Below are 19,904 nucleotides of genomic sequence, written 5' to 3' on the forward strand. Positions count from 1 at the left end.
CGCACACGCCCCACTTTTCTCCCGCACCCGCCATGTCTTCCCCTGCCCTGAATCTGCCCGACGGCCGTGTCCTCGCCGTCGACGACCTCACCGTGCGCTTCTCGACGTCCGAGCGCACCGTCGATGCCGTCAAAAGCCTGTCCTTCCACGTCGACCACGGCGAAACGCTCGCGGTAGTGGGTGAATCGGGGTCGGGCAAGTCGGTCACCTCGCTCGCGCTGATGCGGCTGGTGGAGCACGGCGGCGGTCGCATCCTCGGCGGCAGCATGGCCTTCCGTCGTCGCAACGGCGAAGTGCTCGACCTGGCGCAGGCACGCGACAGCACGATGCGCGGCATTCGCGGTGCCGACATCGCGATGATTTTTCAAGAGCCGATGACCTCGCTGAACCCGGTGTTCACCGCCGGCGATCAGATTGCCGAGGCCATCCGCATCCACCAGGGCAAGAGCAATTCGGCCGCACGCGCCGAGGCGTTGCGCATGCTCGAACTCGTGCGCATCCCTGAAGCGCGCAACGTGCTCGACCGCTTTCCGCACCAGCTCTCGGGCGGCATGCGCCAGCGCGTGATGATCGCGATGGCGCTGTCGTGCAAGCCGCAGTTGCTGATCGCCGACGAGCCCACCACCGCGCTCGACGTGACCATTCAGGCGCAAATTCTCCAGCTCATCCGCGAGCTGCAGAAAGAGATGCGCATGGGCGTGCTCTTCATCACGCACGACATGGGCGTGGTGGCCGAAATTGCCGACCGCGTGCTCGTGATGTACCGCGGCGACAAGGTCGAAGCCGGCACCTCCGACCAGGTGTTCGCGTCGCCGCAGCACCCCTACACCAAGGCGCTGCTGTCGGCCGTGCCCAAGCTCGGCGCGATGCAGGGCACCGACCTGCCAGCCAAGTTCGAACTCCTTCGTACCGAGTCCGGCACCGAAGACAGCACCGAGACCGTGCCCAGCACCAACACCACGCCGCAGACCACCGTGCGTGAAGACGCCGGCCCGATCCTGCGCGTGCGCGACCTCGTGACGCGCTTCGACGTGCGCAGCGGCATCTTCGGCCGCGTGAAGCGCCGCGTGCATGCGGTGGAAAAGATCAGCTTCGACCTCTACCCCGGCGAAACGCTGGCGCTGGTCGGCGAATCGGGCTGCGGCAAGTCGACCACGGGCCGCTCGCTGCTGCGCCTGGTCGAGAGCCAGAGCGGCGCCATCGAGTTCGGCGGCAAGAACATCCGCGAGCTGCCCACGCGCGAGCTGCAGGCGCTGCGCCGCAACATCCAGTTCATCTTCCAGGACCCGTTCGCCTCGCTCGATCCGCGCGTGACAGTGGGCTTCTCGATCATGGAGCCGCTGCTGATTCACAACATCGCCAAGGGCGCCGGGGCGCAGAAGCGCGTCGACTGGCTGCTGCAGAAGGTCGGCCTGCCGCCTGAAGTGGCGCAGCGCTATCCGCACGAGTTCTCGGGCGGCCAGCGCCAGCGCATCGCGATTGCGCGCGCGCTCGCACTGAACCCGAAGGTGGTGGTGGCCGACGAATCGGTGTCGGCACTCGACGTGTCCATCCAGGCGCAGATCGTCAACCTCATGCTCGACCTGCAGCGCGAGCTGGGCGTGGCATTCCTTTTCATCTCGCACGACATGGCCGTGGTCGAGCGCATCAGCCACCGCGTGGCCGTGATGTACCTGGGCCAGATCGTCGAGATCGGCCCGCGCCGCGCGGTGTTCGAAGCGCCGCAGCATGCCTACACGCGCAAGCTGATGGCGGCGGTGCCGGTGGCCGATCCGTCGCGCCGCCACAAGCCGCGCGCGCTGCTCGAAGGCGAGATTCCCAGCCCGATCCGCGCCGTGGGCGACGAGCCCGACGTGCCGCCGCTGGTGCAGGTTGCGCCCGGCCACTTCGTTGCACGACACGCCATCGGCGGGGCCTTCTGAGGCTTGACGCCATCGGCGGCGCCTTCCGAATCCGAACCGTTTTTTTTCACCCGCAGGCCCCCTGCATTTTTTCCACGAACCGACTGGAGTTCTTCCATGAAGCAATCTTCTTCCTCCCTGCGCTGGGCATCCGCACTGCTGGGCCTGGCCGCGCTCGCCGCCTCGGGCTCGGCACTGGCTGCCAAAGACGTGGTGCTGGCCATCGGCTACCAGCCGGAAACGCTGGACCCGTACAACACCAACACGACCATCACCACGGCCGTGACCAAGACCTTCTATGAAGGCCTGTTCCAGTTCGACAAGGACCTGAAGGTCCAGAACGTGCTCGCCGAGGGCTACGAAGTCTCGAAGGACGGCCTGGTCTACACGATCAAGCTGCGCAGCGGCGTCAAGTTCCACGACGGCACCGACTTCAACGCCGAAGCCGTGAAGGTCACGCTCGACCGCGTGCTGAACCAGGACAACAAGCTGCTGCGCTACAACCAGTTCAACCGCGTCGGCAAGGTCGAAGCGCTGAACCCGACCACCGTGCGCATCACGCTGAAGGAGCCCTTCGGCCCCTTCATCAACTCGCTGGCCCACGCCTCGGCCGCCATGATCTCGCCCACTGCGCTGAAGAAATGGGGCAACAAGGACATCGCGTTCCACCCCGTGGGCACCGGCCCCTTCGAGTTCGTCGAGTGGAAGCAGACCGACGCCGTCAAGGCCAAGAAGTTCGACGGCTACTGGAAGAAGGGCTTCCCGAAGGTCGACAACCTGCAATGGAAACCGGTGCTCGAGAACAACACGCGCGCCGCGATGCTGCAGACCGGCGAAGCCGACTTTGCCTTCCCCATTCCCTACGAGCAGGCCGAGCTGCTGAAGAAGAGCGACAAGCTCGAAGTGGTGGCATCGCCCTCGATCATCACGCGCTTCCTGGCCTTCAACATGCTGCAAAAGCCGTATGACAACCCGAAGGTGCGCGAAGCCATCGGCTACGCCATCAACAAGGAAGCGTTGTCGAAGGTGGCCTTCGGTGGCTACGCCTTCCCCGCACAGGGCGTGATGCCCCAGGGCGTGAAGTTCGCCGAGAAGATGGCGCCCATTCCCTACGACGTGAAGAAGGCCAAGGCCCTGCTGGCCGAAGCCGGCTACCCGAACGGCTTCGAGTCGGTGCTGTGGAGCGCCTACAACAACACGACCAGCCAGAAGACGATCCAGTTCGTGCAGCAGCAGCTCGCACAGGTGGGCATCAAGCTGCAGGTGCAGGCGCTCGAAGTGGGCCAGCGCACCGAGATGGTCGATGCCTGGCCCGATCCGAAGACGGCCAAGGTCCGCATGTACTACACGGGCTGGTCGTCGTCGACCGGTGAAGCCGACTGGGGCCTGCGCCCGCTGTTCGCTTCGGAGTCGTGGGCACCGAAGCTCAACAACATGTCGTTCTACAAGAGCGACGTGGTCGACAACGCGATCGCCAAGGCACTGATCACCGTGGACGACAAGGAAAAGGCCGCGCTGTACAAGACCGCGCAGGACGAGATCCGCAAGGACCTGCCGCGCGTGCCGCTGGTTACCGAGCAGAACCTGTCGGCGCACGCCAAGCGCCTGTCGGGTGTGTTCGTGATGCCCGACGCGAACATCAACATCGACGCCATGTCGGTGTCTAACTAAGACCTCCCCCAGGCTTCGCGCACTTCGTGTCGCTACGCCAACCCCCTCACCGGGGGCAACACCAGCGGCCCGGCAAAGCCGGTTCCGCGGTGTTCCCCGAATGAGGATTTGACTGCCCGCACCCCATGCTGAACTACTTTCTCAAACGACTGTTGGGCCTGATCCCGACACTGCTCATCGTGGCAGTGCTGGTGTTCCTGTTCGTCCACATGCTCCCCGGCGACCCGGCGCGCCTTGCCGCCGGCCAGGATGCCGACGAGCAGACCGTGGCCATGGTGCGCGCGGACCTCGGGCTCGACAAGCCGCTGCCGCAGCAGTTCGTGAGCTTCTTCACCCACATGGTGCAAGGCGACTTCGGCACCTCGATCCGCACGCGGCGGCCGGTGTCGACGGAGATTGCCGAGCGCTTTTTCCCGACGGTGATGCTGACCATCACCAGCATGGTGTGGGCGGTGATTTTCGGCATGGGCATCGGCATCGTGTCGGCCGTGTTCCGCAACCAATGGCCCGACCGCATCGGCATGACGCTGGCGGTGTCGGGCATCTCATTCCCCGCATTTGCATTGGGCATGCTGCTCATGCAGATCTTCTCGGTGCAGCTCGGCTGGCTGCCCACGGTGGGCGCCGCGACCTGGCAGCACTACATCCTGCCCTCGATCACGTTGGGCGCGGCGGTGGCCGCCGTGATGGCCCGCTTCACGCGCGCCTCGTTCGTCGAAGTGATCCAGGAAGACTTTGTGCGCACCGCACGCGCCAAGGGCGTGCGCGAGCGCACGGTGATCATCAAGCACTGCCTGCGCAACGCGCTGATTCCGGTGGTCACGATGATGGGCCTGCAGTTCGGCTTTCTGCTGGGCGGCTCGATTCTTGTGGAGGCGGTGTTCAACTGGCCCGGCCTGGGCCGCCTGCTGGTCGACGCCGTGCAGATGCGCGACTACCCCGTGATCCAGACGCTGGTGCTGCTCTTCTCGCTCGAATTCATCCTGATCAACCTCGTGGTCGATGTGCTGTACGGCTACATCAACCCGACCATCCGCTACAAATGACCTCCCCCAGGCTACGCGCACTTCGTGTCGCTTCGCCAACCCCCTCACCGGGGGCAACACCAGCGGCCCGGCAAAGCCGGTTCCGCGGTGTTCCACGAAAAAGCCGCAACGAGCGACTGTTATGACTCAAGCTTCCGCCGAATCCATCGTTCCTCTTTCTCCCGTGGCCGTGGTGCAAACCGCGGGCAAGGTCCGCACGCCCTGGGGCGAGTGCTGGCGCCGCTTCAAGAAGCAGCCCGTGGGCATCGTCGCGGCCATCTTCGTGGGGCTGCTGGTGTTCATTGCGGTGTTCGCACCGTGGATCGTGCCCTTCGACCCCGAGAATTTCTTCGACTACGACATGCTGAACAGCGGGCCCTCGGCCACGCACTGGTTCGGCGTCGATCCGCTGGGCCGCGACATCTTCAGCCGCATCCTGGCGGGCACGCGCATCTCGCTGGCGGCCGGCTTTCTGTCGGTACTGGTGGGCGGCTTCATCGGCACGGCCTTCGGCCTGCTGGCGGGCTACTACGAAGGCTGGTGGGACCGCATCGTGATGCGCATCTCGGACGTGCTGTTCGCCTTCCCCGGCATCCTGCTGGCGCTGGGCGTGGTGGCCATTCTGGGCAGCAGCATGACCAACGTGGTGGTGGCGGTGTCGGTGTTCAGCGTGCCGGCCTTTGCGCGCCTGGTGCGCGGCAACACGCTGGTGCTCAAGCAGCAGACCTACATCGAGGCCGAGCGCAGCATCGGCGCGTCGGACTGGACCATCATCGTGCGGCACATCCTGCCGGGCACGATCTCGTCGATCGTCGTGTACTTCTCGATGCGCGTGGGCACCTCGATCATCACGGCGGCCAGCCTGTCGTTCCTGGGCATGGGCGCGCAGCCGCCGACGCCCGAGTGGGGCGCAATGCTCAACGAAGCCCGCGCCGACATGGTGACCTCGCCGCACGTGGCGCTGTTCCCCAGCCTGGCCATCTTCTTCACCGTGCTGGCCTTCAACCTGCTGGGCGACGCCCTGCGCGACGCGCTCGATCCGAAGATCGACCGCCAGTAAGTTCTTCGTTCTCTCTTCATGGCCCCGACGACCTCCCTGCCCTTCATCGGCACCCTGCCCCCGGGCACGCGCGACGCCATCACCGACGTTGCGGGCGTCACGGTCGGCCACCGCACGCTGGCCGACGGCCCGGTGCAGACCGGCGTGACCGTGATCCGTCCGCACGCGGGCGACCCGTTCCGCGACAAGGTGCCGGCCGCGGCCGTGGTGCTCAACGGTTTCGGCAAGAGCGTGGGGCTGGTGCAGCTGGCCGAACTCGGCGTGCTGGAAACGCCGATCGCGCTGACCAACACCTTCTCGGTCGGCACCGTGGCCACGGCGCAGATCCGCGACTGCGCGGCGGCCAACCCCGAGACCGGTCGCGCGCTGCCCACGGTGAACCCGCTGGTCTTCGAATGCAACGACGGTTTTCTCAACGACATCCAGCGGCTGGCCGTGACCGAGGCCGACTACCTGCAGGCACTGGCCGCCACCGATGCGGACTTTGCGCAGGGCTCGGTCGGCGCGGGTCGCGGCATGTCGAGCTTCCAGCTCAAGGGCGGCATTGGCAGCGCGTCGCGCCGCGTGGCGATGGCCGATGGCACGACCTGCACGGTCGGCGCGCTCGTGCTCGCGAACTACGGGCGTCAGCCGCAGCTGGTGCTGGCCGGGCATGCGGTGGGCGAACGGCTCGCGGCGCTGCAGCAGGCGTCGAAGGAATCCTCGGAGCCCGAGAAGGGCTCGATCATCATCGTCCTCGCCACCGACGCGCCGCTCGACGCGCGCCAGCTGCGCCGCCTCGCACTGCGCGCGGGCGCAGGGCTGGCCCGCACCGGTTCGGTCTTCGGCCACGGCAGCGGCGACCTCGTGCTGGCTTTCTCCACCGCCTACACCGTGCCCGACCGCGCCGACCGGCCCATGCCGGCCGTCGCGATGCTGCACGACACCCTGCTCGACGGGCTGTTCCAGGCCGCGGCCGACAGCACCGAGCAGGCTATTCTTCATGCGCTGTGGCGCGCCACGCCCGTCACGGGCCGCGATGGCAACCACCGCGCCACGCTTGGCGAGCTGCTGCCGGCGTCTTCCCTTTCACCTCTGGTCTGAAACACACGCTCATGAAAGTCCTGATCTCCACCGACATCGAAGGCGTGGCTGGCGTCTACCACCACGAGCAGGCGCGCCAAGGCAACCCCGAGTACGAACGTGCCCGCGTGCTGATGGCGCAGGAGGCCAACGCCGCGATTGCGGGCGCCTTCGACGCCGGCGCCACCGAGGTGCTGGTGAACGACTCGCACGGCGGCTTTCGCAACATGCCGCCCGACGTGCTCGATGCACGCGCCCGCGTGGTGCAAGGCAAGCCGCGCTACCTGAGCATGGTGGCCGGCGTGGAGGAAGACGGCGTGCAAGCGGTCTGCATGATCGGCTACCACTCGCGTGCCCAAGGCCGCGGCATCCTCGCGCACACGATCAACGGCTTTGCCTTTGCGGGCATCCGGTTCGGCGACCAGGAACTGGGCGAAGCCGGGATCTACGGCGCGCTGGCCGGCGAGTACGGCGTGCCCGTGGTGATGGGCAGTGGCGACGACGTGTTCATCTCCGAAAACCAGGCGCTCTTTCCGCACGCGACCTTCGTGCAGACCAAGAAGGCGACCGGCTTCAACAGCGGCGTGTCGCTCTCGCCGGAACAGTCGCGCCAGGCGATCCGTGCCGGCGTGATCGAAGCGCTGGCCGCGCGTGCCCATGCGCGTCCGTTGGTCTTCAAGGGCCCGCAGGTGGTCACGCTGCGCACCCAGTCGCCGATGATGGCCGACCTGTTCTGCCAGTGGCCGAGCTTCGAACGCGTCGATGGCGTCACGCTGCGCTTCACCGCCGACACGGTGGAGTCGGCCGTGCGCATGCTGAACTGCTGCTCGGCGATGTCGGCGATGCTGCGCTGAAGCCTCTCAGGGCAGCGCGAGGCTGAAGCGCACGTGGCCGTCCTGCCCGGCGCTTTCGAGCCGGGCGTGCCCGCGGTGCAGCTCCGCAATCTGATGCACGAGGTACAGCCCCAACCCGGCGCCCGGTGAGCGCGCCGCCTGCCGGCCGCGAAAGTACTTCTCGAACAGCCGCGCCACCTCGTCGTGCGGGATCGCGTCGCCGGGATTGCTCACGCGAATGTTCAGGCCGCCCTCCCCATCCGGCCCCGCCGGCACCACGTCCAGCACGATCGCCCGGCCCGCCGGCGTGTGGCGGTCGGCATTGGCCAGCAGGTTGCGCAGCGCCACGCGCAGCAGCCCGGGGTCGCACACCAGCTGTGGCGGCAACTGCCCGTCGTGCCACACGACGCGGCCGTCTGGCCAGTCGGCCACCAGGTCTTCGAACAGCTCCAGCAGCTCGTCACGCTCGCAAGAGCGCGGCTGGAACGGCGTCTGACCGGCTTCCATGCGATCGGAGGTGAGGTACTCGTCGACCAGCGCGGTCATGCGCTGCGCGGCGGCGCGCAGGTTCAGGCAACGCGCCAGGGTCTTCTCGCGCGCGGCATCGAGGTTCTTGGCAATCTGCTGCGCCGTGGTGTGGATGATGGCCAGCGGCGTGCGGAACTCGTGCGACACCATCGCGACGAAATCCACCTGCGACTGCTTGGCGCGGCGCTCGGTCTCCAGCGCCGCGCGCAGGTCGACCTCGAGGCGCTGGCGCTGCTCGATCTCGCCGCGCAGGTCGGCCGTGCGCCGGCGCACTTCCGCCTCCAACCGGTCGTTCTGGCGGCCGACCACGTGCACGAGGCGCGCCTGCGCGGCTTCCTTCTCGCGGCGCAGCTGGTCGTAGCGGCGGTTCAGCCGCATGCTCATCAGCAGCAGGTGCAGCAGCGTGCCGACGGCGGTCGCGTTGTCGGTCCAGACACCGGCCGGCAGCCAGCCCTTGTTGCGCAGAAAGCTCACCACCACGCCCACGTAGTAGATGCCGAAGATGATGAGAAAGGCGCGCGCCTGGCCCTGGTCGCGCGGCAGCAGCCACAGCGCCGCGCCGATCAGGTACACGATGCACAGCATCGCCGTCCCCTGCACCGTCTGCATGGCCACGCCGTTGGCGCCGCCCAGCACCAGCACCACCCCCACCACGCTCACCAGGCCCACCGCATTCATCGCCACGCGGGTGAAACGCGGCCACTGCAGGTCGGCGCCCAGCTGCATGACGGCGAACCGGATGCCGATGCCCACGCCTGCGCAGATCGACAGGCTCAGCAGCATGTCGGACAGCCGCGCCGGCATCGCGAACAGCTGCTGCGGCAACCCGGCCGACAGGAACTCGACCAGCAGCGCGTTCGAGACATAGACCAGGTACCAGGCGCTCACGCGCTCGCGCGTCATCTGCCAGAACAGGGCGTGGAAGGCGATCAGCATCAGGCCGAAACCGAAGCCCAGGCCGTAGAAGAGGTACTCGCGCCGCGCAGTGCCCGCGTAGACCTCGGGTGCGGCGAAGCCGATGGTGGTCGACAGGGCGTTGCGCGACTGCAGGCGCAGCAGCAGCGGCGTGGGCGCGGCGCTCTCCAGGGTCAGCGGCAGCTGCGCGTTGCGCGCGTCGATGGGCCAGTTCTCGCGGCCGATGTCTTCGCCGGAATGAACGGCCAGGTGCCAGCGGCCCGCGTCGTCCTGGCGGTACAGCCGCACGTCGTCGAGCAGCGCGTTCTTGAATTGCGCCAGCCACCGCTGCTGGGGCACGTCGGCTGGGCGTTGCACCTCGAGCCGGATCCACACGGCGTCGCGGGTGAAGCCCGCGTTCACGGCGCCGGGCAAGGCCTTCCAGCCCGAGGCGGCGGCGGCGGCGTCGGCGCTCAGCTGGCCTTCGGGGTCGCGCAGCATCGACAGCTGGCCGTGACTGTCGACGCTCGCCAGCGGATTCAGCTGCAGCACGCCGGCTGCGGCCGCTGTCGAAAAGAGAAGGCCCCACACGACGAGGCAACCGCACAACCACAGGCACCGAGCGAGGCGTTTCATGGGCGCGGATTATCGATGCCGCACCTAGAATCTGGGCGCCTTTCACGCCGCTTAGAAACGCTCAGATTCCCCCGTCCGCCAGCCCCTACCCTGTTCCCCATGCGTGATGTGATCCTGCTGGAAGATGAAGCCGTGCTGCGTGAAGAGTTGAGCGAGTTCCTGGCCGGCAGCGGCTACCGGGTCGATGCCGAGGCGTCGCTCGAAGGCTTCCGCCGCACCTACGACCCGGCCCGCCACGGCATCGCGCTGGTTGACCTCGGGCTGCCCGACGGCGACGGCCTGTCGCTGATCCGCGAACTGCGCGAACGCGGCGAGCGCCTGGGCATCGTCGTGCTGACGGCACGCGGCGGCGCCCGCGACCGCGTGACCGGACTGGACATCGGCGCGGACTACTACCTGTCGAAAACAACCGACCTCGATGAACTGGCGGCCACGCTGGCGGCGCTGTCGCGGCGCCTTGGCGATTCGCCCGCTGCCGTGCCGGCCGACGCCTGGGTGCTGGAACTGGGCCCGCGCCGGCTGTCGCCGCCGGGCTTTGCGCCCATTGCGCTGTCGGAGCAGGACCTCACGGTGCTGCACGAGCTGATGCGCAGCGGCGGCGAAATTGCCAGCCGCCAGCAGATCGTGCAGGCGCTCGGTGAGCACTACCTGAGCTACGACCAGCGCCGCCTCGACACCCAGATTCGCCGTCTGCGGCGCAAGGTCAGCGAGGCCACGGGGCTGGTGCTGCCGATCACCACGGCGCGCAACGCCGGCTACCGCTTCCACGCCAAGACGCTCATCCGGCGCTAGCCCGGCGCCGGTCGGGCGCCGGGCTAGCGCTCAGAAACGCTCAGTTTCATTTCGATACCCGCCGCTAATCTGCGGCACAGGCAGCGACTTGAGGCACGGATGAAGGCATGAGCGATCTCGCCAGGACAACTTCTTATGTGGTCCCCTACGTGGTCCACGTCAAAGGCCAGAACTTCACTTTGAAGGACGTCATGGTGGCCGCCGACATCTACCGGCTGCGGATCGAGGAGCAGATCGGCGATCCGCTGCGGGTCGTGCGTTGCTTCCAGGCCTGGTCGAAGGAGCGCCACCACGGCATCGAGCACCTGAACCGGACGGAAGCCAGGCTGGCCCGGGAATGGCTCAATGCACAGCATCAGGCCGACAAGGCCGCCCGGCAGCTGCTGAGCTCGCCCCAGACCCTGGGCTTCGACTTCAAGCTGCGATAGGCAGGATCGGCAGGATCGCCCGCGCCGTTCTGCACAGGCGCCCCCAGGTTCCTAGAATTCAGCGTCCGGCGACCCCGCGCCGGCGTCCGCGCCTTATCCGGAATAAGCAACCAACCGCCTCGCAACCCGCATGGATGCTGGTGAATAAGCTTATCCGCATAAGGCGCGAACCAAAAAATAGTTTGTTTCCATAAGGCGGGCTTTCAGAATCGCGGCTTCTTGCTGGGGCGCTGGACGCACTGCACTTCAAGACACAGCACGCACGATGTACCAATACACAGAATTCGATCGCCAGTTCGTTCACCAACGCGCTGCCCAGTTCCGAGACCAGCTCGAGCGCTGGCAAAAGAGCCGCCTGCACGAGGACGAGTTCCGCCCCCTGCGCCTGCAAAACGGCTGGTACGTGCAGCGCTACGCGCCGATGCTGCGCGTGGCCGTGCCGTACGGCGAGCTGTCGAGCAAGCAGCTGCGCGTGCTCGCCCGCATTGCCCGCGAGTACGACGAGCCCGAAGCCGAGGTCTACCGCAAGGCCATCGAAATCCAGGGCCAGCTCGGCAGCCATAAGCTGCCCACCCACTACGCCCACTTCACGACGCGCCAGAACGTCCAGTACAACTGGATTCCGCTGGCCAAGTCGGCCGACGTGATGGACCTGCTGGCCTCGGTCGATATGCACGGCATCCAGACCAGCGGCAATTGCATCCGCAACATCACGAGCGACGAGCGCGCCGGCGTGGCCGTCGACGAGATCGCCGACCCGCGTCCGTTCGCGGAAATCATGCGCCAGTGGAGCACGCTGCACCCTGAGTTCGCCTTCCTGCCGCGCAAGTTCAAGATCGCCATCACGGGCGCCACCGAAGACCGCGCCGCCACTGGCTGGCACGACGTGGGCCTGCACGTGGTGAAGAACGAGGCGGGCGACATCGGCTTCCGCGTGCAAGTGGGCGGCGGCATGGGCCGCACGCCGATCATCGGCACCGTGCTGCGCGAGTTCCTGCCCTGGCAGCAGATCATGAATTACCTCGAAGCGGTGATTCGTGTCTACAACCGCTATGGCCGCCGCGACAACATCTACAAGGCGCGCATCAAGATCCTGGTGAAGGCTGAAGGCCAGCGCTACATCGACGACGTCGAGGCCGAGTACAAGCAGATCATCGAGCACGACGGCGCGCCGCACACCATCACGCAGGAAGAGTACGACCGCGTGGCCGCCTCCTTCGTGCCGCCGACGCTGGCCACCCGCGTGCTGCAAAGCGCCGAAAAAACCGACGCCGAACTGCGCGCCTACGCCGCCGACGACGTCATGTTCGCGCGCTGGCTGGCCCGCAACGTCGACGCGCACAAGAACCCTGCACTGCGCGCCGTCACGCTGTCGTTCAAGCGCCTGAAGCAGGCCCCCGGCGACGCCTCGGCCGACCAGCTCGACACCGTTGCCGAGCTGGCCGACCGTTTCTCGGCCGGCGAAGCCCGCGTGACGCACGACCAGAACGTGGTGCTGCCCTGGGTGCATGCCGAAGACCTGCACGCGCTGTGGCTCGCCGCCCGCGCCGCCGGTTTCGCCAGCGCCAACGTGCACCTGCTGACCGACATGATCGCCTGCCCCGGCGGCGATTTCTGCTCGCTGGCCAACGCGCGCTCCATTCCCATCGCCGAAGCCATCACCGAGCGCTATCAAGACCTCGACGAGCTCGACGACCTGGGCGAGATCGACCTGCACATCAGCGGCTGCATCAACTCGTGCGGCCACCACCATAGCGGCCACATCGGCATCCTGGGCGTCGACAAGGACGGCAAGGAGTGGTACCAGGTCACCCTCGGCGGCTCCGACGGCTCCGCGCTCAGCGGTGCATCGCAGGCCGGCAAGGCGGTCGGCCCCTCGTTCTCGGCGGCCGAAGTGCCGGGCGTGATCGAGGCCGTGCTCACCACCTACCGCGACACCCGCGAAAACGGCGAGACCTTCATCGACACCCTGCGCCGCGTCGGTCACGACCCGTTCAAGGCCTCGGCCAACGGTGCGCGATTCAAGGTGGAGGAAGCAGCATGAAAAAAACTCTGAACATCCTGGCCGCCGAAGACCACATCGACGACGGCGACCCGAAGGTTTTGCAGCTCGCCAACGACGCCGATCCGCTCGCCATCGAGGTGTGCCTGGCCGACATCGAACGCATCGACCTGAACTTTCCGAAGTTCACCGACGGCCGCGCTTACAGCCAGGCCTTCCTGCTGCGCCGCCGCCTCGGCTTCACGGGCGACATCCGCGCCACGGGCGATGTGCTGATCGACCAGCTGGTGCAGATGGAACGCACCGGCTTCTCCAGCGCCGTGCTCAAGGAAGGCGTGGACGCCTCCGACGCGCAGCGCCAGTTCGACCGCTTCGCCACGTTCTATCAGGGCGACGCAGTGAAGACCGCGCCGCACTTCGTGGCCGGCGCCTGAGCAGACAAGAGAGCCCCATGAGCATCGCCACCGACATCGACTTCGCACGCATCAACACCGACCTCGGCCGCAACGCCGAGGGCCTGGTGGACTGGGCCGTCGGCCTGGGCCAGCCCGCGATCATCACCACCAACTTCCGCCCGTTTGAAGCCGTGATCCTGCACATGGTCACGCGCGCCAAGCGGGACGTTCCGGTGGTCTGGATGGACAACGGCTACAACACCGAGGCCACCTACCGTTTTGCCGACGAGGTGACGAAGCTCCTGGGACTGGACCTGCACATCTACCTGCCGCGCCGTTCGCGCGCCCACCGCGAAGCGGTCGAAGGCCCCACGCCGGCGCTCGACGATCCGCGCCACGCCGCCTTCACCGAAGAAGTGAAGCTGGAGCCCTTTGCCCGCGCGCTGCGCGAGACGGCACCGAAGGTCTGGTTCACCGCGCTGCGGGCCACCGACACGGCCGTGCGCGCGCAGATGGACCCGGTCAGCGTCAACCCCGACGGCCTCATCAAGGTCGCGCCGCTGCTGCACTGGTCGTCCAAAGAGCTGTACGAATACTGCGAAGCGAACGGCCTGCCCAACAACTTCGACTACGTGGACCCGACCAAGGGCGAAGACAACCGCGAGTGCGGCTTGCATCTGTCGCACTGAACGATCGATCTCCGCCTCCAGGACCCCATCCGATGAACGCCCGTACCGAAGCCGACCTGCTGCAGCCGCCCATGCATTCACCCGCGAACCTGTCCAACACGCACCTCGACGCGCTGGAAGAAGAAACCATTTTCATCCTGCGCGAAGTGGCTGCCGCCTTCGAGCGCCCCACCCTGCTGTTCTCGGGCGGCAAGGACTCGCTGGTGCTGCTGAAGTGCGCTGAGAAAGCCTTCGGCGTCGGCCGCATTCCCTACCCGCTGCTGATGATCGACACGGGCCACAACTTCCCCGAAGTGACGGCCTACCGCGACCAGCGCGCGCAGGAACTGGGCGCCGAACTCATCGTGCGCAGCGTCGAAGACTCGATGAAGCGCGGCACCGTGCGCCTGGCGCATCCGGGCGAATCGCGCAACGCGCACCAGTCGGTGACGCTGCTCGAAGCCATTGAAGAATTCCGCTTCGACGCGCTGATCGGCGGCGCACGCCGCGACGAAGAAAAGGCCCGCGCCAAGGAGCGCATCTTTTCGCACCGCGACGCCTTCGGTCAATGGCAACCCAAGGACCAGCGCCCCGAGCTGTGGACGCTGTTCAACACGCGTCTCGCACCCGGCGAGCACTTCCGCGTGTTCCCGATCTCGAACTGGACCGAGCTCGACGTGTGGCAATACATCGAGCGCGAGAACATCGGCCTGCCGTCGATCTACTACACGCACAAGCGCGAAGTGGTCGAGCGCCGCGGCCTGCTGGTGCCCGTGACCGAACTCACGCCGCCGCGCGACGGCGAGACCGTGCAGGTGCGCGACGTGCGCTTTCGCACCGTGGGCGACATCACGACCACCTGCCCGGTCGAGAGCCTGGCCGCAGGCGCGGGCGATGTGGTGATCGAAACGCTGACGGTCGACGTCAGCGAGCGCGGCGCCACGCGCATGGACGACATGACGTCCGAAGCTTCGATGGAAAAACGCAAGAAAGACGGTTACTTCTGATGAGCGCAACGATTGCAACCCCTGCCACGACGGGCGTCCACGGCGACACCGGCACCGCCCTGCGCTTCATCACCTGCGGCTCGGTCGATGACGGCAAGAGCACGCTCATCGGTCGCCTGCTGGTCGACAGCAAGACTGTCCTGCAGGACCAACTGGCCGGCGTGCAGCGCGGCGGCGAAACCGACCTGGCCCTGCTGACCGACGGCCTCTCGGCCGAGCGCGAGCAAGGCATCACGATCGACGTGGCCTACCGCTACTTCTCGACCGCCAAGCGCAAGTTCATCATCGGCGACGCGCCGGGCCACGAGCAGTACACGCGCAACATGGTCACGGCCGTCTCGGCCGCCGACGCAGCCGTGGTGCTGGTCGATGCCACCAAGCTGGCCTGGGCCGCCGAAGTGGAAGACGGCACCGTGGTCAAGCGCGAACTGCTGCCGCAGACGCGCCGCCACACGCTGCTCGCCAACCTGCTGCGCGTGCAGTCGATCGTGTTCGCGGTCAACAAGCTCGACGCCATCGGCGACGCGGGCCTCGCCTTCGAACGCATCTCGACCGCGCTGAACGCCTTTGCCGAAGCGGCCGGCGTGAAGGTCGCGGCCATCGTGCCGATCTCGGCCCTCAAGGGCTGGAACGTGGCCACGCGCCATGCCGACTGGGTCGGCTACGAAGGCCCAAGCCTGCTCGAGCTGCTCGAAGACCTGCCCGTGACCGCGCCGGACGAAGCCGTGCCCTTCGCTTTCCCGGTGCAGTGGGTCGAGAAGTTCTCGGCCTCGGCCGACACCTCGCAGGGCCGCCGCGTGTTCTGGGGCCGCGTCGCCTCGGGCCATGTGGAACCCGGCCAGCGCGTCACCGTGCTGCCGAGCAACCAGACCGCCACCGTGGCCCAGGTGCTGAGCCACACGCGCCAGCCCCAAAGCGTGCATGCGGGTCACAGCGCCGGCATCGTGCTCGACCGCGAACTCGACGTGTCGCGCGGCGACTGGCTGTTGGCGCCCGAGGCCTTCGAGCCCGTGCGCGAGATCACCGCCACCGTGGCCTGGCTCGACGACGAGCCGCTGGTCGCGGGCCGCGTGTACTGGGCGCTGCAGGGTCACCGCTGGGTCAAGGCCAAGGTGGCGCGCATCGTCGATCGCGTGAACATCACGACGCTCGAATCCGAGCCGGCGACCCAGCTCGAGGCCAATGCCATCGGCGATGTGGTGCTTGCGCTGCAGCAGCCGCTGGCCGTTCTGCCGTTCGCCCAATCGCGTGCGCTGGGGTCGCTGGTGCTGGTCGATACGGCCTCCCATCGCACCGCCGCCGCCGTGCTCGTGCAGACACCCGCCGCAAAGGCCTAAAATCTAGGGTTTTCCAGCCCCTTCTCCTGACGCTACAAGACAAATGACCCACGTCGTCTCCGAAGCCTGCATCCGTTGCAAATACACCGACTGCGTGGACGTTTGCCCCGTCGACTGCTTCCGCGAAGGTCCCAACATGCTGGTGATCGACCCGGATGAGTGCATCGACTGCGCCGTCTGCATCCCCGAATGCCCGGTCAATGCGATCTACGCCGAGGAAGACCTCCCGGCCGACCAGCTCGCCTTCATCAAGCTCAACGCCGAGTTGGCCCTGGCCGACGGCTGGAAGAGCATCACCAAGCGCAAGCCCGCCCTGCCCGAAGCCGAGGAGTGGAAGGACAAGACGGGCAAGATCTCGGAGCTCGTGCGCTGAGCCAGCCGCCCGCACCGATCGAGACCGACGCGCTGATCATCGGCGCCGGTCCGGTCGGCCTGTTCCAGGCCTTCCAACTGGGCCTGCTCGAGATTTCCTGCCACATCGTCGATGCGCTGCCCGCCGCGGGCGGCCAGTGCGTGGCGCTGTACGGCCACAAGCCGATCTACGACATTCCCGGCACCCCGGTCACCAGCGGGCGCGATCTGGCGCAGTCGCTGTTGCAGCAGGTGGCGCCCTTCAAGCCGCAATTCCACTTCGGCGAGCAGGTTTCTGCGCTGGCCCGCCAGGCTGACGACCGGCTCTTGCTGACCACCTCGGCTGGCACGGCCTTCCTTGCGAAGACCGTGTTCATCGCGGGCGGCGTGGGCGCCTTTGTGCCCAAGCGCATCACCGTCGACGGCATCGCGCAGTTCGAAGGCTCGACGCTGTTCTATCACCCCGATTCGCTCGACCGCTTTGCCGGCCAGACGGTCGTGGTCAATGGCGGCGACGACATCGCGCTGGAAACCGCCATCGCCCTCACGGCCCTGGCCAGGCAGGTCACGCTGGTCCACCGCCGCGACGGCTTCCAGGCCGACGAGGCGAACGTGGCCGCGATGCGCGCCCTCGTGGCCGACGGCAAGCTGGCCTTCCGGGTCGGCCAGCCGAGCGCCTTCGACGGCAAGCAACTGCAGATCACCACGCCCGACGCCACCACGGTCGACCTGCCGCTCGATGCGCTGGTCGCCTGCCTGGGCATTTCGCCGCGCCTGGGCCCCATCGCCGACTGGGGCCTCGAGCTGGAACGCAAGCAGGTGCCGGTCGACACCGAGAAGTACGAAACCCGCGAGCCCGGCGTGTTCGCGGTGGGCGACATCAACACCTACCCGGGCAAGAAGAAGCTCATCGTCTGCGGCTTCCACGAGGCCACGCTGGCGGCCTGGGGCGCTGCGGCGCGGGTGTTCCCCGGCAAGGCGATCCCGCTGCAGTACACGACCACCAGCACGCGGCTGCACGAGCTGCTGGGCGTGACTGGTACTACCCCGCGCTGAGCAGCGGCCGGTACGCGTCGATGAAGCTGCCCACGGCAGCAACGTAGCGATCGATCTCCTCCGCCGACAACGGCAGCGAGAGCACGACAAATCCACGCGGCGAGGTGTAGATCCCCTGGCTCAACAGGTGGAAGAACAGCAACTGCCGCAAGCGCCCGTCCACCGCTGCCAGGTCGGCCACGCGCCGCACCTCGCCCCGCAGGAAATGCGCATTCATCAACGAGCCCACGCCGGTGAACTGCATCGCGACGCCTTCGCGTTCGCACAGCGCATTGAGCCGTGACCGCATCGCTTCGCCGCGCTCGGCCAATGCGGCAGCCGCCTCGGGCGTGAACAGCTGCGTGAGACCCGTGTAGCCGGCCGCCATCGTCATCACGTTGTTGTTGAAGGTGCCCGAATGCGCGAGCGCGCCGGTGCGTGGATCGAACTGCGCCATCACGTCAGAGCGCCCGCCGAAAGCGCCGAAGGACATGCCGCCGCCGATGTACTTGCCCAGCGTCGTGAGGTCGGCGCGAATGCCCAGGCCGTTCGCGAGACCATGCGGTCCGAGCCGCGAGGTCATCACCTCATCGAAGATCAACAGCGCACCGACCCGCGTGGCCCCGTCGCGCAGTGCCTGCAGAAACTCGCGCCCGCCTGGAATGCAGCCGCTCGCGCCCTGCATCGGCTCGACCAGGATGGCGGCGATGTCTGCGGCGTGCGCGTCGATCTGCGCGCGCGCCGTGTCCGCATCGTTGTAAGGCAGCACGAGGAAGTCGAAGGGCACGGTCGTCGGCGACGGCTGGTCGCCGAAGCCGAGCACGCCGCCGTGGTAACCGCCCGAGAACACCACGATCTTTCGCCGCCCCGTGAAGCGCAGCGCGGCCGTGAGCGCCATCAGGTTCGCCTCGGTGCCCGAGTTGGTGAAGCGCAGTTGTTCGACCTGCGGAAAGCGCTCGCAGATCGTCTGCGCGAGCCGGCCTTCGAGCAGGTTGTGGCCCGTGAGGTTGATGCCGCCCTGCATCGCCTCGATGACCGCATCGCGGATTTCAGGGGCCGAGTGGCCATAGACGCCGGCCGTGTACTCGGCGATGAAGTCGGTGTAGCGGTGGCCGTCCGCGTCCCAGAGCGTGGCACCCTCACCTTTGGCGATGGTGAGCGGGAACGGTGCATAGAACAGCACCGAGCGGCTGTTGGCGCCGGGCATGTAGCGCGTCTGCGCCTCGAACCGGCTGAGGCTCTCAGGGTTGCCGGCGGTGAAGCGTTGGTGGGCCTCGGCAAGGGCCTGGTCGATGGCGGTGTCAGCGTGGGTCGTCATGGAACATATCCTCAAGGTTGGAGCGCGTGATCGTCGCCGCGCGCAATGCGCAGCAGCGCGTCTTTCAGCCACAGCACGCCCGCATCCGAATTCGAGCGCCGGTTCCAGCAAACGACCGAGCGGTAGCCCGGCAGCTCGAAAGGCAGCGGGTGCACCGCGAGCAGTTCGCGAAAGCGCTCGGCCACGCGCAGCGGCAGCACGGCGACATGGTCGGTCTGCGCCAGCAGGTCGACGATCTGGCCAAAGCTGGTCATCGCCACGCGCATGCTGCGCGTGCGCCCCTGCCGCGCCAGCACCTGGTCGATGAGGTCGTCGAGCGCCGAGCTGCCATAGCCCAGGAACACGTGCGGTGCTTCGCAAAAAGCGTCGAGCGTGGCCGCTTCGCCCAGCGTCGGATGGCCGCGCCGCACCGCGACCACGTAGCGGTCTTCGTACAGCAGTGCCGATTCGCAATCGCTCGGCGGCTGCAGGCGCGGCAGCACGGCCACGTCGAAGTCGCCCTTGCGCAGGCGCTCGGTGAGCGTGAGGAAAGAGCTGGTCTCCCAGTGCAGGCGGATGCGTGAACCGCAGGCCACGAGTTCGTTGGCCAGCGTCGGCAGCAACAGGTGGCTGGCGTAGTCGCTGCCCGAGATGCGAAAGATGCGCTGCGACGACGCCGGCTCGAAGCCCTCGCCGGGCTCCAGCATCGCGGACAGATCGGCCAGCACGCGCTCGACCTGGCCGGCCAGCGCATGGGCACGCGCCGTGGGCTCCACGCCGTGGGCCGTGCGCGTGAACAGCGGATCGTCGAAGGTGTCGCGCAGCCGGTTGAGCGAGGCGCTCACCGCCGGTTGGCTCAGGAAGAGCCGGGTGGCCGCGCGCGACACGCTGCGTTCGCGCATCAGGGCATCGAAGGTCCGCAGCATGCCGACGTCGAGGCTGCGGATATCACGTTGGGCCATATCTCATATTCAAAGCTTCG

Annotated in this window: 18 protein-coding genes; 15 read left to right on the forward strand and 3 right to left on the reverse strand. The window is 67.2% G+C overall.

What is annotated here, in order from left to right:
* Nucleotides 1-32 precede the first annotated feature (32 nt).
* The 6 genes from CLU95_RS01340 to CLU95_RS01375 all read left to right on the forward strand — a co-directional run bounded on the left by CLU95_RS01340 (nt 33) and on the right by CLU95_RS01375 (nt 7,573).
* Entirely contained in the window at nt 33-1,922 is a 1,890-nt protein-coding gene (locus CLU95_RS01340; protein WP_099789682.1) for a dipeptide ABC transporter ATP-binding protein, read from the forward strand.
* A gap of 96 nt (nt 1,923-2,018) precedes the next feature.
* A complete protein-coding gene (gene gsiB, locus CLU95_RS01345) occupies nt 2,019-3,572 on the forward strand; it encodes a glutathione ABC transporter substrate-binding protein GsiB (RefSeq protein WP_099789685.1) in 1,554 nt (517 codons plus the stop codon).
* A gap of 125 nt (nt 3,573-3,697) precedes the next feature.
* Complete coding sequence (gsiC, locus tag CLU95_RS01355; protein WP_099789688.1) at nt 3,698-4,618, forward strand: glutathione ABC transporter permease GsiC; 921 nt, start codon at nt 3,698-3,700, stop codon at nt 4,616-4,618.
* A gap of 121 nt (nt 4,619-4,739) precedes the next feature.
* Nucleotides 4,740-5,657, forward strand: a complete 918-nt coding sequence (gene gsiD, locus CLU95_RS01365) for a glutathione ABC transporter permease GsiD (protein ID WP_099789691.1) — start codon at nt 4,740-4,742, stop codon at nt 5,655-5,657.
* A gap of 18 nt (nt 5,658-5,675) precedes the next feature.
* Nucleotides 5,676-6,740: a DmpA family aminopeptidase gene (locus tag CLU95_RS01370; RefSeq protein WP_099789694.1), complete on the forward strand. Its 1,065-nt coding sequence runs from the start codon at nt 5,676-5,678 to the stop codon at nt 6,738-6,740.
* Nucleotides 6,741-6,751: 11 nt separating this feature from the next.
* Nucleotides 6,752-7,573, forward strand: a complete 822-nt coding sequence (locus CLU95_RS01375; RefSeq protein ID WP_099789697.1) for a M55 family metallopeptidase — start codon at nt 6,752-6,754, stop codon at nt 7,571-7,573.
* 6 nt (nt 7,574-7,579) lie between these two features.
* Here the strand turns inward: CLU95_RS01375 and CLU95_RS01380 are convergent, their stop codons facing one another.
* Complete coding sequence (locus CLU95_RS01380; protein WP_099789699.1) at nt 7,580-9,610, reverse strand: sensor histidine kinase; 2,031 nt, start codon at nt 9,608-9,610, stop codon at nt 7,580-7,582.
* 99 nt (nt 9,611-9,709) lie between these two features.
* On the opposite strand from CLU95_RS01380, the gene CLU95_RS01385 reads away from it, so the two are divergent.
* The 9 genes from CLU95_RS01385 to CLU95_RS01425 all read left to right on the forward strand — a co-directional run bounded on the left by CLU95_RS01385 (nt 9,710) and on the right by CLU95_RS01425 (nt 17,646).
* Entirely contained in the window at nt 9,710-10,402 is a 693-nt protein-coding gene (locus CLU95_RS01385; RefSeq protein WP_099789702.1) for a response regulator transcription factor, read from the forward strand.
* 107 nt (nt 10,403-10,509) lie between these two features.
* Entirely contained in the window at nt 10,510-10,830 is a 321-nt protein-coding gene (locus tag CLU95_RS01390) for a hypothetical protein (RefSeq protein WP_143605921.1), read from the forward strand.
* A gap of 265 nt (nt 10,831-11,095) precedes the next feature.
* Complete coding sequence (locus CLU95_RS01395; RefSeq protein WP_099789709.1) at nt 11,096-12,874, forward strand: nitrite/sulfite reductase; 1,779 nt, start codon at nt 11,096-11,098, stop codon at nt 12,872-12,874.
* Nucleotides 12,871-13,266 (forward strand): DUF934 domain-containing protein, encoded by a 396-nt coding sequence (locus tag CLU95_RS01400; RefSeq protein ID WP_099789712.1) that lies wholly within the window; start codon nt 12,871-12,873, stop codon nt 13,264-13,266. The genes CLU95_RS01395 and CLU95_RS01400 overlap by 4 nt, the downstream gene beginning before the upstream one ends.
* 17 nt (nt 13,267-13,283) lie before the next feature.
* Nucleotides 13,284-13,916: a phosphoadenosine phosphosulfate reductase domain-containing protein gene (locus CLU95_RS01405; protein ID WP_099789715.1), complete on the forward strand. Its 633-nt coding sequence runs from the start codon at nt 13,284-13,286 to the stop codon at nt 13,914-13,916.
* Between the two features lie 32 nt (nt 13,917-13,948).
* Nucleotides 13,949-14,902 carry a sulfate adenylyltransferase subunit CysD gene (cysD, locus tag CLU95_RS01410; protein ID WP_099789718.1) on the forward strand — a complete coding sequence of 318 codons (954 nt, stop codon included), beginning with the start codon at nt 13,949-13,951 and terminating at the stop codon, nt 14,900-14,902.
* Nucleotides 14,902-16,239, forward strand: coding sequence for a sulfate adenylyltransferase subunit 1 (locus CLU95_RS01415; protein WP_099789721.1), 1,338 nt, complete (start codon nt 14,902-14,904; stop codon nt 16,237-16,239). The genes cysD and CLU95_RS01415 overlap by 1 nt, the downstream gene beginning before the upstream one ends.
* 43 nt (nt 16,240-16,282) lie before the next feature.
* On the forward strand, nt 16,283-16,612 hold the full coding sequence (gene fdxA, locus CLU95_RS01420; RefSeq protein ID WP_056580277.1) for a ferredoxin FdxA: 330 nt from the start codon (nt 16,283-16,285) through the stop codon (nt 16,610-16,612).
* Nucleotides 16,570-17,646, forward strand: coding sequence for an NAD(P)/FAD-dependent oxidoreductase (locus tag CLU95_RS01425; RefSeq protein WP_099789724.1), 1,077 nt, complete (start codon nt 16,570-16,572; stop codon nt 17,644-17,646). Before fdxA ends, CLU95_RS01425 begins: the two co-directional genes overlap by 43 nt.
* Here the strand turns inward: CLU95_RS01425 and CLU95_RS01430 are convergent.
* Together CLU95_RS01430 and CLU95_RS01435 are read right to left on the reverse strand one after the other, a co-directional pair.
* The gene (locus tag CLU95_RS01430) at nt 17,633-18,943 is read right to left on the reverse strand and encodes an aspartate aminotransferase family protein (RefSeq protein WP_099789727.1); all 1,311 of its coding nucleotides are present in this window, start codon (nt 18,941-18,943) and stop codon (nt 17,633-17,635) included. The genes CLU95_RS01425 and CLU95_RS01430 overlap by 14 nt on opposite strands.
* 11 nt (nt 18,944-18,954) lie before the next feature.
* Nucleotides 18,955-19,884 (reverse strand): LysR family transcriptional regulator, encoded by a 930-nt coding sequence (locus CLU95_RS01435; protein ID WP_099789729.1) that lies wholly within the window; start codon nt 19,882-19,884, stop codon nt 18,955-18,957.
* Nucleotides 19,885-19,904 lie beyond the last annotated feature (20 nt).

The sequence above is a fragment of the Variovorax sp. 54 genome (assembly GCF_002754375.1).
Taxonomy (GTDB): Bacteria; Pseudomonadota; Gammaproteobacteria; order Burkholderiales; family Burkholderiaceae_C; genus Variovorax.